The following is a 12,841-nucleotide window of genomic DNA, read 5'->3' as shown; positions in this document are numbered from 1 at the left end:
GGTCCGCGGGTCCCGGCCGCCAGGATCGACGGCCGGGGAGTGTCCCGGGAGGTGCTGGTGTTCAACCCGGGACGGCTACCTCTCGTGGCTGGAGGGCTGCTCCTGGAGTGACCGCATCGCGGTGACGCCGACCGCCGCGCGGCGGATCACTCGGTGCGCAGCGCCGTGGCCGTACGGACCTTGGCCGCCCATCCCGCGGGGACCATCGCGCCGGACAGGGCGACGAGCACCCCGGCCAGGCCCAGCAGCACCAGTTGCGAGCCGTCGTACACATCGAGGACCGAGGGCGGAAGGCGGGTGCCCGCGGCCTCTCCCATGACCGGCAGGACATAGCCGTGCAGCGCGAACCCGGCCGGGACCCCGATCAGCCCGCCGACCACGCCGATCCCGGCCACCGAGGCGAGTACGAGACTCACGGTCTGCCGCGGGGACATGCCGAGCGCCTTGCACACTCCCAGGTCGTGGACGCGCTCGCGGGTGTCGAGGACGACGGAGTTGAGGACGCCGAGGCCCGCCACGGAAACCAGCATCAGGGTGAGGAGCGCCGCCATCGCCTCCAGCAGGACGATCATGTTCTCGCCCTCCGGGGCGGATTCGGCGAAGGCGTCGCCGCCCAACGGCTTGAGCACCGCACCGAGCTTCTGCGCGTAATCGGCCGGGGAAACCCCCGACTTGACCTCGATGCGGAATGCCTCCGGCTCCGCCTTGGCGAAGCTGTCGAGATCCGCGTGGACCCGCATGCCGTCGTCCGACGTGTCGAAGGCCTCGCCGACGATGCGCAGGCTCACCGTCTCCTTCTGGAACGTCACCCGCACGGAATCGCCGATCCTGGTTCCCGTCCGCTCCAGGAAGCCGGTGGGCACCACGACCTGGCCCCGCCCGGAGATCCAGTGCCCCGCGATCATCTCGTAGCTGCCGGGGCGGGAATCACCCTGGTAGAGGGTGGCCCGGACGGTGCCGGAGATGCCGGACACCGTGGCGTCGCCCGTCGCCGTGCCGTAGTACGTGGCGGTGCCGGACTGCGCCGCGATCGCGGCCCGCACCGCGTCCGGATCCGCCGGCTCCTGCTGGTCCGGCCCTGAGCCACCGGACGCCTGCCGGGAACCGGCCGTGGGCGGCTTCTGCTTCTTCTCCGGCACGCCGGGCCCGGAGCCGCCCGGCCCACCGGTGACGGCGGTGACATCGGCGCTGTTCTCGGGATCCTGCGCACTCGCCACCGCGTTGAGGGACTGCGTCAGTCCCACCGCGAACGTCGCGGCGACCGTCCCGAAGGTCACCGCCAGCACCATCGCGATCGCCCGTACGGGGTGCGCGAAGGGACTCGCGAGGCCGTACGTCACCGGACGTGGCAGCGGCAGCCGCCCCGCCGCGCGGTGCGCCCACTGACCGCGTGTGGTGCGCGGCGCCCTGCCGACGGCGATGGCCTCGACCGTACGCAGCCTGCCGGCCCGGAGCGCGGGCACCAGCGCCGCGATCATCACCACGAGCAGCGCACCGGCCGGCACCACGACGTCCACCCACCAGGCCACCGAGAGCGACACGGTGCCGTACACGGACTCGGTGTCCGCCAGCAGCGGCACCGCCAGCAGGTTCCCCAGGACGACCCCGAGCGCGATGCCGACCGTCGCGGGGATCAACGCCTGGGCCACATAGGCCCGTACGACCTCGCGCGGAGTGAATCCGATGGCCTTGAGGATGCCGATCCGGCGCAGCCCCGTGCCGACGGCGCCGCTGATCACGCTGCCGATGATGATCACCGACATGACGATGCCGAGCACGCCGAACGCGAACAGGAACGGGATCGTGGCCGCCGCGCCCTGGTCGACGGCGTGTTTGGTGTCCAGCCACGACTGGGTACCGACGAGTGCCCCGGAGGGAAGGGCGGCGGCGAGCTTCTTCCGGTCGGCCGCGATCTGTGACTTCGTCGCCGCGGAGTCGAAGCGGTAGAGCATCTGGCTCGCCAGGACGCTCTCCCCGGTGGCGAGGGACCTGACCTGGGCGGGGGTCGCCCAGACGTCGGCGCTCCCGCTCGTGGACAGCGCGAAGCCGACGACGGTCAGCGTCTGCGCGTCCGCGGCCTCGGAACTCATCAGGGTCGCGCCGAGCACGAGATCCGGGCCCTGGAACGAGGCGGACAGCACGATCTCACCCGACTTGCGCGGCCACCGGCCCGACTTCAGGTCGAGTGCGTCGACGTCCTTGCCGGGACCGGACCGTCCTACGAGCGTCAACGCGGGCAGGTGTCCGCCGTCCTGGCCGATCGGGTTGATCGTCGTGGACGGGAACGGACCCGCGCTCGCCGTCACCCCCTCCAGGCCGCGGGTGCTCGCCAGTTGGGCCGCGCTCGCCCGGTGCGGGTCGAGCTGCGCGGTGAGGTGCGCCCCGTGCTGCCGCGCGAAGGCGTGGTCGAAGGGTGCGTTCGTGGCGACCATGAGGGACCCGGCGACCACGGCCGAGGCCACGGCCATCATGGTGGCCACGGCGATCACCAGCGTCTGGACACGTCGTCTGCCGACCCCGGAGCGCACGACCCGGCCGAGGGCACCGCCGCCGAACCGGATCATCGGACGGCCTCCGCGCGCGTGTCGACGGCGACCTTGCCGTCGACCAGATGGATCGTGCGCTGCGCGCAGGCCCGGGCCAGTTCCAGGTCGTGCGTGACCAGGACGACGGTCTGCCCGCCGCGGTGCAGATCCACTAGCAGCTCGCGGACCTCCTGCCCCGACGCGGTGTCCAGCGCGCCGGTCGGCTCGTCGGCGAGCAGCAGCGCGGGCTTGTTCACCAAGGCCCGTGCCACCGCGACGCGTTGGCGTTCGCCGCCGGACAAACGCCCGGGGTAGGCGCGGGCGTGCTTCTGGATTCCCAGCACCTCCATCAGCTCCTCGGCACGGGTCGCCGCCGCCCGCCGGGCGGTCCCGGTCAGCTGGGCGGGGAGCTGGATGTTGTCGGCGACGGTGAGGTCGTCGAGCAGGTTGAAGAACTGGAAGACCATGCCGATCCGTTCACGGCGGAACCGGGCCAGCGCGTGCTCGCTCAGCCGGTCGATGCGCTGCCCGGCCACGGTCACGGTGCCCTCGCTGGACCGGTCCAGACCGGCGATGAGATTGAGCAGCGTGGACTTTCCGCTGCCGGACGGCCCCGTCACGGCCAGGGCCTCGCCCTGGGCCACGCCGAGATCGACCGGTCCGAGCGCCGGGGCGTCGGCGCCCCCGTACCGCTTGGCGACGCCCTCCAGTTCGATCACGTGATTCATGGGTGTGTCCGTCCTTCACGGTCGATGAGCCGATGCCCTGTACAAGTCCGGCGAACGTACGGGCGGAGGCGGCGGCGGCGCGTCGGCCGGGGCACCGACATACGGCCCTCCCCGCGGAGGACCCGGCGGCGGGGTCATCCTCGAGGAGTACTCCTGGCGGACAGGTGCGCCGGTCACGCAGGTGGACGTGGAACCGTGCCGCCGGGCCGCACAATGTGCGGATGGAGAAGGAGGACCCGCACGGGCGGCCGCACGACGCGTCGTGGTCAGGCACAGAGCGAGAACAGGCCGGCCCCGCGCGGGAGCGGGTCGCAGACCGGCGGGAGCGCACCGGCGACCGGCCGGAGCGGGCAAGCGACTGGCGGGTGCGAACCGGCGACGTGCTGCGGCCCGGGACGTGGTGGGCGCGCCTCCGCGAGGCGATGCGGCCGGAGGGTGAGCCCGCCCCGCTGTCCCGGCGGGCGCTGCGTCTGGACGTGGTGCTGGCGGTCGTCCTGACCGTCGTCGCGCTCGTCGTGGCGGCGCGCTACCCCGGGGACGGGCCGGTACGGATCAGCTCCCGGGCCGTGACCGCGAACCGGCCCGAGTTCCCGTACCCGGTACCGCCTCAGCCCCCGGCCCCGGGGGCCGAGTACCCGTCGGAGTCCTCCGCGCCCTGGGTCCTGGTCGTGCTCTCGGCGCTGCCGCTCGCGGCCCGGCGCAGGTATCCGCTGCTCGCGCTCGCGATGGTCACCGCCGCGGCGCTGGCCATAGCGGATCGCGTCTCCTGGATCAATGTGCTGACCTGCAGCATCGGCGCGTACGGAGCCGTCGTGCACAGCCGCTACCGCGCGCGGGCCATGGTCGCGCTGATCGTCGCCGCCGTGCTGGCGGGTCTCGCGTTCCGGGATGCGGACCCCATGCTTCCCGGCTGGTCCAGTCCCGCCGTGGTACTCCTCCTGGTCGGGGTGCTGGCGAGCCTCGTCCGGTTCGGGCGCCTGCGGCTGGAAGCGAGCCGCAAGCGGTTCACCGACCTTCAGCAGACTCAGGAGAAGGCCATGCGCAGGGCCGTCGAGGAGGAGCGGGCCCGGATAGCCGCGGAGCTCCATGACGTCGTCACCCACAATGTGAGCGTGATGGTCATTCAGGCGGGAGCGGCGCGCAAGGTGATGGACACCGCCCCGGAGCGGTCCAAGGAAGCACTGCTCGCGGTGGAGGCAGGGGGCCGCGCCGCCATGGCCGAACTCCGCCATGTGATGGGCCTGCTGGCGGGCCCGGACGCGAGCGCCGACACCCCCGCCGACGGCCTGGAACCGCAGCCCGGCCTCGGACAGCTCGACGCCCTCACCGAAAGGGTGCGGGCCGCCGGGACATCGGTGGCCCTGACCGTCTCGCTGCCTCCAGGACCGCTGCCGCCCGGGGTGGAGCTCACGGCGTACCGCGTCGTCCAGGAGGCGCTCACCAACACCATCAAGCACGCGGCGGGCGCCGGTGCGACGGTGGAGATCGGCTTCTCCGGATCCTGGCTGGAGATAGCGGTCACCGACACGGGAGCGGTCCGCGACTCGCCCCCGGTGGACGGCAACGGCCGCGGGCTGATCGGGCTGCGCGAACGGCTCGCGGTCTACGGCGGCAGGCTCACCGCCGGGCCCACGCTCACCGGCGGATACCGGGTCACGGCCCGCATCCCGTGGGAGGCGGTGTGAACGGGCCCGCTCTGCGCGCCGTCATCGCGGACGACCAGGCCCTGGTGCGTACCGGCTTCGGGATGATCCTCGCCGCCGACGGCATCGAGGTGACGGCCGAGGCGGCGGACGGCGCCGAAGCCGTCGACGCCGTCAGACGCACCCGGCCCGACGTCGTCCTCATGGACATCCGGATGCCGCGGATGGACGGCATCGAGGCCACCCGGCGCATTCTCGGCGGCGGCCTCGAAGGCGCCGACGGCTCCGAGGGCTACCAGGGCACCCGGGTCATCATCCTCACGACGTACGACCTCGACCACTACGTCTACGCGGCGCTCACCGCCGGAGCGAGCGGGTTCCTGCTCAAGGACGTCACCCCCGAGCACCTCGTGGCAGCCGTACGCCTCGTACGCTCCGGCGACGCGCTGCTCGCACCCACGATCACCCGTCGGCTGATCGAGCGCTTCGCACACCGCCAGGAGTCCCCGCGGACCGGCCTCCACCGTGATCTGTCCGGGCTGACCCCGCGCGAACTGGAGGTGCTCCGCCTGCTGGCGACCGGCCTCAGCAACGCCGAACTCGCGGACCGCCTGTTCCTCAGCCCGACCACGGTCAAGACGCACGTGGGCCGCATCCTGTCGAAGCTCGACCTGAGGGACCGGGTACAGGCCGTGGTCCTCGCCTACGAGAGCGGTCTGATCTCCCCGCAGGGCCCGCCCGGCACCGGCTGACGTCCTACGGCGGGGGCGGGGCACTGGGGACCGGAGGCCGATGTCGGGATCGGGAAGCCGAGCCCGGTCCCCGGCCGGGACCCTGACCGGGGACCAGGGCCGTGGGACGCCTCGGCGGAGAGAGGCAGACCGGTCCGCTCGATGCTCAGGTCGCCCGCCAGTCCGCAGTGTCCCCGGTCAGGACGAGCAACACCTTCCGCCTCGGGAGCAGTTGAGCAACACCCGCCATCTCGGCCCGGGTTGAGCCACGCCCCCACCTCGGCACCGGTTGAACCACGCCCGCTCTCCCTCGGGGACCGGTTCAGCAGCGCTTGACCGGTTCAGCAGCCCTTGACCGTCCTGGTCTCGACTGCCGGAATTCCCTTGTCCCACCAGTGGTTGTAGCGGCGGTACGGGGCCGGGTCCCGGTCGGCGAGCAGTGCCGCCAGCTTCTCCGCCTCCTCGGTCAGTCCGCGCCAAGCCGCCTTGTCGAGCTTGCGGAACGTGGTGAGTTCCAGGCCCGCGTTCGTTGTGCGCCACACCCCGGCGACCTGGCCGTCGACGAGCAGGGTGGGCAGGATGTCGCCGTTGCGCCGGACGACGAGCGGCCGGTGTTCCTGGGGCATGACCCGCCCGGGCAGGGCGTGGGCGAGCAGCGTGCTGTCCCACATCGGCAGCAGCCTCGGCGGCGCGGGGGTGTCCTCCGCGGGCACGGTGGCACCCGGCAGGTCGTACAGGGCGGCGCGGGCCGGTCCGGGAACCCGCACCACCTCGTCACCGAGCTCGCTCAGCGCCTGGGTGATCACGGGGCGGCCCAGCAGGGTGAACCGCGCGAAGTCCTGGGCCGACGCCGGTCCGAACGCCCGGAGGTAGGAGAGCAGGAGCCGCCGTACTCCCGCCGCCGCGTCCTGTGCCTCGGCCCCCGGGGCGACGGGCGAGGCGAGGTAGGTGTTCGGCAGTCCGAAGGACCACGGACCGCCGGTCGGCGCGTGATGGATCGGCGCGTACGTCCTCAAGGCCCACCACAAACGGTGCGCGTGTTCGCCGAAGTGCGCGGTGACCTCCCCCTCCACGTCGGCTCCGGTGTGAGGGTGCGCCAGGAACTCGGCGAGCCGCGGGAGCAGCGCGTCGGCGTCGGCGTCGGTCAGTTCGGACGAGGTGAAGCGGCGGTCGTACAGGCGCGATGCCCGCAGGCTCCGGGCCATGGCGGCGTGGTACGGCGCGTAGTCGTCGGCGTGGACGGCGTGCAGGGTGATCCGCATGAGGGTCGCCTTCACGATCCGGCGCTCCGTGAACGCCTCGTCGAGATCCTCGGGCACGAAGCCCTCCACGCGGTTCCACAGGGCCACGTACGGCGACGCGGGTGCCTGTGCCTGAACGGCGCAGACCTGGCGGACCGCCTCCGCCACGTCGAGGCGCCTGCGCTCCAGGAGGAGCTGACGGTCCAGGGTCGCCAGGGTGAGCTGCCGCGCGGTGAGGGTCACGCCCGGATTATCCCGCCCGGCCGGCATCGGCGGCACCATCAGCACATCGTGAACCGCTACGCGACCCGGCAGCAGACGGCTCGGCCCTGGAGCCGGGCGGGTCTTACGCGTTCTCTGTCCAAGGCGCCAGGTCCCCGAGCACACGTCGAGCGACAGCGCGGAGTTCCATGTCGTCGTGAATGATCTCGGTATGGCTGCCCGACCCCACGACGCGGCGATCCCCGTCGGCGAGCAGCCGGACACGGTCGAGTTGGGCGGAGCTGTCAGCCTGGTCTGACAGCGCTGCACGCCCGCCCGATGTTGTCCGACCGACGGCGCCGCGTCGTCACAGTCCTGCCCGGTCGAGGATCCGATGCATCGCGGTCAGGGGAAGCGACGGGTTCGCGGCGGCTCCAGCCGCGACCGAACGGTCCGCGGCCCCGAGCAGTTCGGTCAGCCGGTCGGCCGGAATGGCGGGGTTGGTCGCGGCCCAGCGCCGTACGGCGTCGTTCTCGTCGGTGAGCAGAGCCTCGATCGTATCGGCCGGCAATCCGGGATGTGCCGCGGCGACCGCGCGGTCCTGGACATCATCGGAGCGGGCCAGACGAGTGGCGGCGTCGGCGGGGAAGTTCTTGTGGCCGAGCATGTCCCACCGGCTGTAGCTGGTCCACTTCTCGGCGATCTGCGCCAGCAGCCGGCCGGGGGCGTTCGGCTGTCGCTCACACACGAAGAGACGCACCGCGAAGCTCTCGTCGTCGGCGAGGATCCCGACGACGTCGTCCGGCAGATCGGGGCGCATTGCCAGGGTCTTGCGGAATATCTGGTGACGGCTTCGGGCGAACGCCATCCGATCCGCCGCGGACAGGTCCTCGGTCCGCAGCCAGCCGACGACTCTGCTGCTCCGGTCGTCGTAGTCCACCGGGATCGACTCGCGCAGCACCGGGTCGAGGCCGCGCCGGGCGGCGACGGCCGCGCGGACCCGGTTGTCCGGATCGCGGGCCAGGTCCGCGACGTGCTCGGGCGGCAGGGTCGGGTTGGCCGCGACCGCCGCGCGAAGGTCGGGAGTCGCCAGGAACCGGTCGGTCAGACCGGTGTCCAAGTCGGCGACTTCGGCGACCTGCGAGAGCAGACCTTCGCTGCGCGAAGTCCCGTCCACCGCGGAGTCGATCTCGGCGACCAGGGCGTATGCCGCCTCGACGGGAAGCGGGCCGTCCAGGCGAAGCAGAAGCAGCTCCCGGCCGAAGGAGCCGGTCACCCGTGCCAGGAGTTCCTGGATGCGGCCGGCCGACGCCGAGGGCCATTGGGAGGCTGCGATCGCGGCCGTCCGCGGGTCCGGGTCATCGAGCATCCTGACCCGCAGATCCTCCGGCAGCCGGTGGTTGAAGGCCAGCGCGCGACGGACTTTCGGTTCCGGGTCGCACGTCAGCAGCTCGTAGACCTCGTACGTCAGCGGGTCCGGAAGGAGGCGCCCGTGTACACCGGCTGTGGTGAAATACTCCGCCCCTTCGGCCAGTCGGCCCCGCACCCCCGGGTCGGCGTCGCCGGCGAGAGCGAGCTGGACCGCCGGGGGGAGATGCGGATGGGCGGCGAGATCCGATCGCACCGCAGCGTCGGGGTCGGTGGCGAGCACCGCCGCGGCTTCCGGGGGCAGGTCCCGGCGCCGGGCCAGACCGGACCGGTCGATGTTCGCGGCAGTCAGGCGGATGAGGACCTCCGGCGGCGCGGAGGGGTTGCCGCCCAGGCCAGGCAGCAGCACGTCGAGGTCCGGTTGTGCGGCGGCGGGAGGTTCGGTGGAAGGGGACACCGTGCCATCGTGTCAGGTGTGCCAGACGTGCAGACGTGCCGGTGAGGGTGCCGTGCCCCTACAAGCGCCCTCGGAACCCCGCAGACAAGACACCGCACCACCCCTGACAGATCATCAGGGTCGGCTCAGGGTTGAGGCGGGGACGTCACGGATAGCCGTTGCCCGGTCACGACCCACACGCCGTAATCATGTCGAACACGACTCCCGATGACCGCCGCCCGTCACTCGCCCGCCGCGCCGCGCTGGCGCTCGCCGGCGCCGCCGCCCTGACAGGGCTCGTGGGGGCGTACACGCCTAGCCTCGCGCACGCGGCACCGAGTTCCACCCCGCGGTACTCAAGCGACTTCAGCGACTGCCCCGCCCTTCCGGCCGGGGCCGACCCGGCCCGCTGGCGCTGCGAAGTCCACACAGCGGCACCCCTGTTGACGATAGGGAAGGTCGATGTGACTCTCGATCCGATCATCATGACGCACGCCGAGGGGCAGATGCCGGACGGCACCTGGGGACAGGTATGGGGTGCGATGCACAGCACGCCCACCACCGTTCCCGGCGGGCTCACCGGCACCGCGGCGGGTGAGCGCACACGACAGCTTCGACTGGCGATCAAGCCGGAGTACGGTGGCCGATCCGACTTCTACACCGGGCGGCTCAGCCTGCGCTTCCGCCTGTCGAGTCCGCTGCTGCCGCACGGATGCACCATCGGAGCGAGCGCGCCGGTCGATTTCCAGGTGAAGCGGTCGGGCCCCTCGAAGTGGGTGTCACAGGATCCGCCGGTCATCGAGTTCTCGGCCTACGACGACACCTTCACCGCCCCGCGGCCGAGCACTGCGGGCCCCTGACCGGGCCGCTCGACCGGCGACTGGGGCTGCCGGCACCGAGCGGAAATCTGATGACCTACGACGCGACCTACACGTTCCGGACGTACGACCAACTGCCCTCGGCGTAAGGCCGGCGGCCTGCCCCTCGCCCCACCGGGCCACCGCGCCACCGGGATCTCTCACTCGGTGGTGTGAACTTACCGACCCCACCCGTAGCGGCTCATGAACACCGTGCGTTTGGGCAGTCGTGTCCCCCCTCGACTCCGCACATCTCTCGCTCTGGCTGCTCAACCACTTCAGCACGTCGACCCTGGCCGTCGTCATCGTCGGAGGAACCGTCCTCCTCGCTGCCGGCGGCAGTGTCCTGCTGCGCCGCCGGTACCCCTCGGTGGCCCGCGGTGAACACAACGAGATGGTCGGCGTGACCCTCGGCATGTTCGGCGCGATCTACGGGATCATCCTCGCCTTCGTCATCGTCACCCTCTGGACCCAACTGGAGGACACCCAGACCATCGTCGCTTCCGAGGCCACCGACGCGGCGCTCATCACCCGGGACGCCGCCGCGTTCCCGGAACCGGTACGCGCACGTCTCGACGCCTCGATGAGCGGCTACGTCCACGCGGTCGTCGAGGACCAGTGGCCCCGGATGCGTGCGGGAAACCCCAGCTACGGAACCACGGAATCCCACCTGCGAGCCGCGTTCCAGGCACTCCAGGAGTACGACCCGAAGAGCCAGAGCGAGCAGGTCTTCTACGAGGAGGCCGTCGCCCATCTCGACGACGTGGTGACCCAGCGCCGCGCCCGCATCACCATGGCACGCCAGGAACTTCCCCCGCTGCTGCAGGTGTTGGCCTTCGGCGGCGCACTCGTCCTCATCCCTCTCACGTTCCTGTACGGCATGCGCAAACTGAGGGTCCAGATCCTCTTCGTCGCCTCGGTCGCCGGTCTCGTCGGCTTCAGCCTGCTCCTGGTCTTCGTCCTGGACCGCCCGTTCGCCGGCGAACTCAGCGTCAGCCCCGCCCCGTACAGAGAAGGAGCCCTCGCCCAGTACTGGCCCCGGTGAGCCGCCGGATACGTCGGCCGTGAAGTGAGCCCCGCCTGTCACGTTCGAGGTGCCGTCCCGTCGACGTCGTCGGCCCCGACACGGTCCGCCGAGATCGGATCGGAACCCCTCGCGGCCTACGGCCCAACTACCGTTGTCCCACATGACCATCACCGAGTCGGACATCACGGAGGACTTGATCCGGGACCTGCTGCGCGAGCAGTGCCCCGACCTGGCGGATCTCCCCCTGAGACTCGGAGCGCTCGGCTGGGACAATCAGGTGTGGAGGCTCGGCGACGGCCTAGCCGTCCGCTTGCCCTGGGCCACACAGTCCGCGGACGCTCTGCTCCGCAAAGAGCACACCTGGGTGCCCCCTCTCGCCCCGCGCCTCCCGCTGCCGGTTCCCGTCCCGCAGCGCCTTGGTGAGCCCTGCGAGCGCTTCCCCCGCCCCTGGCTCGTCACCACCTGGGTGCCGGGCGAGCCCGCCGACCGCGTCCCCGCGACACGCCCCGCGGAGGCGGCCGACACGCTGGCCGCCTTCCTGACCGCCCTTCACCGACCCGCCCCCGACGGGGCACCGACGGGCCGAGACCGCGGGGGCCGGCTCGCCGACACCGCCGAATACCTCACCAGGGCCCTCGCCTCGGCCACCGACCTGGGGCTGATTCACGACCCGGACGCCGTCCGCGCGGTCTGGGAGGACGCGGCCGCCGCACCCGACTGGGCCGGCCCACGGCTCTGGCTCCACGGCGACCTGCATCCGGCCAACGTCCTCACCACGGACGGCACCTTCTCCGGCGTGATCGACTTCGGCGACCTCTTCGCCGGCGACCCGGCCTTCGACCTCGCCGCCGCGTGGATCCTGCTGCCGGACGGCGCCGTCGACCGCTTCCACGAGGCCTACCGGCCGAGCCCGGACTCCGCGACGCTTCGGCGAGCCCGCGGCTGGGCGGTGCTGCGCGCTCTGAGCTGCCTCCACATCGGGGACGCCGGCGTTCGCGGCCGCCCCGGAGGCAAGCCCAGTTGGGGCCCACCCGCCCGAGCTTCACTGCTCCGCCTCACCGCGTCAGCCGACCAGTGATCCATACGGCCTGGACTGGAACTGAAGCGGCGGAGCCATGTCGCCGAAGGACTCGATGAACGCGCGTGGCGAGCCGGCCGGTCCCAGCCGCACCCGCTCCGCCGTGTCGTCGCCGGTTAGGCCGGGAGCGAGGGCGGCGCAGCCCCGTACACCCGCGTGCGGGTCGGTGAGCCAGGGGCGGGTGTCGCCGCCGAGGTGGCCGATGGCGATCAGGATCGTCGCCAGGTCGTACGACGACTCGGCGGCCCGTGCCATCGACGTCAACCGGTCCAGCAGCACCGGACGTTGCGCGGACGCCGAGGGATGCCGGGCCAGTGACCCGACGGCCGCGGCGGCACACGTCCTGCGTCGGGCACGTTCCGACGCGAGGTGCGGCAGCACGCGCCGCAGGAGAGCGGGCACCAGGTCGAAGCAGGCGAGCGCCGCCTGATCGAGGACGAGTTCACCCAGCCCCGTACCGTCCTGCCACATGCGGGCCCGACCGTCGGCATCGGCCGACAGATGGCTGTCGGTCCAGGCTCTCAGCTCCCTTGCCCGGTCCTCGACCCGGGCACGGACCTCAGCGGCCCCTTCGCCGAGGTCGGCGGCGACGCCGACCACGTACAGATAGACGAGCATCGCGTCCGGCAGTGAGGGATCGTCGGGCCCCAGCAGCGGATCGTCCAGGAGCTCGGCGACCAGCAGCGCGGTGGGCGCCGTCGCGGGCCAGGCCTTGCCCTCCCGGCGAAGCGTCGTCGACCACGTCTTCCCTGCGATCGGCCACGGTGGGGATGGTGTCACACCGTTCCGGCTGGCTCGCTTCGACCAGGACATGCCGGGATCGGCTGCGCACGGGGCCGGGTTGCACCAGGTGGCTCCGGGGTGGGGGCGTACGTCCCGGCGAAGGCGATCAGGGCTCCCTCGCGGCGAAAACTCGGATGCGGTTCCCGCGCATTCCTCCCTAGGCTGCACGCGCGCGGAAGGCACGACGTCGAAGCGACCGTCAGTGGATCGGAGCTGCACAGGG

Annotated in this window: 10 protein-coding genes; 5 read left to right on the top strand and 5 right to left on the bottom strand. The window is 72.0% G+C overall.

All coding sequences use genetic code 11. From position 1 onward, the window contains the following. Window positions 1-146: 146 nt before the first annotated feature. Together OG485_RS40820 and OG485_RS40815 are read right to left on the bottom strand one after the other, a co-directional pair. On the bottom strand, window positions 147-2,564 hold the full coding sequence (locus tag OG485_RS40820; protein ID WP_328673904.1) for an ABC transporter permease: 2,418 nt from the start codon (window positions 2,562-2,564) through the stop codon (window positions 147-149). After that, entirely contained in the window at window positions 2,561-3,253 is a 693-nt protein-coding gene (locus tag OG485_RS40815) for an ABC transporter ATP-binding protein (RefSeq protein WP_328673903.1), read from the bottom strand. Before OG485_RS40815 ends, OG485_RS40820 begins: the two co-directional genes overlap by 4 nt. A 422-nt stretch (window positions 3,254-3,675) precedes the next feature. Between OG485_RS40815 and OG485_RS40810 the strand changes: the two genes are divergently transcribed. Together OG485_RS40810 and OG485_RS40805 are read left to right on the top strand one after the other, a co-directional pair. After that, a complete protein-coding gene (locus OG485_RS40810) occupies window positions 3,676-4,938 on the top strand; it encodes a sensor histidine kinase (RefSeq protein ID WP_443048979.1) in 1,263 nt (420 codons plus the stop codon). Then, a complete protein-coding gene (locus tag OG485_RS40805) occupies window positions 4,935-5,648 on the top strand; it encodes a response regulator transcription factor (RefSeq protein ID WP_328673901.1) in 714 nt (237 codons plus the stop codon). The genes OG485_RS40810 and OG485_RS40805 overlap by 4 nt, the downstream gene beginning before the upstream one ends. 320 nt (window positions 5,649-5,968) lie before the next feature. On the opposite strand, the gene OG485_RS40800 is transcribed toward OG485_RS40805, so the two are convergent. After that, on the bottom strand, window positions 5,969-7,111 hold the full coding sequence (locus OG485_RS40800; protein WP_328673900.1) for a winged helix DNA-binding domain-containing protein: 1,143 nt from the start codon (window positions 7,109-7,111) through the stop codon (window positions 5,969-5,971). 325 nt (window positions 7,112-7,436) lie between these two features. Next, window positions 7,437-8,894: a hypothetical protein gene (locus OG485_RS40795; protein WP_328673899.1), complete on the bottom strand. Its 1,458-nt coding sequence runs from the start codon at window positions 8,892-8,894 to the stop codon at window positions 7,437-7,439. 188 nt (window positions 8,895-9,082) lie between these two features. On the opposite strand from OG485_RS40795, the gene OG485_RS40790 reads away from it, so the two are divergent. From OG485_RS40790 to OG485_RS40780, 3 genes are all read left to right on the top strand, one after another. Next, window positions 9,083-9,733, top strand: coding sequence for a hypothetical protein (locus OG485_RS40790; protein WP_328673898.1), 651 nt, complete (start codon window positions 9,083-9,085; stop codon window positions 9,731-9,733). A gap of 226 nt (window positions 9,734-9,959) precedes the next feature. Further along, entirely contained in the window at window positions 9,960-10,775 is an 816-nt protein-coding gene (locus OG485_RS40785) for a bestrophin-like domain (RefSeq protein WP_328673897.1), read from the top strand. A gap of 142 nt (window positions 10,776-10,917) precedes the next feature. Then, window positions 10,918-11,835, top strand: coding sequence for an aminoglycoside phosphotransferase family protein (locus tag OG485_RS40780; RefSeq protein WP_328673896.1), 918 nt, complete (start codon window positions 10,918-10,920; stop codon window positions 11,833-11,835). On the opposite strand, the gene OG485_RS40775 is transcribed toward OG485_RS40780, so the two are convergent. Further along, the gene (locus OG485_RS40775) at window positions 11,821-12,615 is read right to left on the bottom strand and encodes a hypothetical protein (RefSeq protein WP_328673895.1); all 795 of its coding nucleotides are present in this window, start codon (window positions 12,613-12,615) and stop codon (window positions 11,821-11,823) included. The genes OG485_RS40780 and OG485_RS40775 overlap by 15 nt on opposite strands. Between the last annotated feature and the right edge of the window lie 226 nt (window positions 12,616-12,841).

The sequence above is a fragment of the Streptomyces sp. NBC_00328 genome (genome assembly GCF_036139655.1).
Lineage (GTDB): Bacteria > Actinomycetota > Actinomycetes > Streptomycetales > Streptomycetaceae > Streptomyces.
Note: the sequence above shows the minus strand (reverse complement) of the source record. Positions and strands in the feature narration are given on the sequence as shown.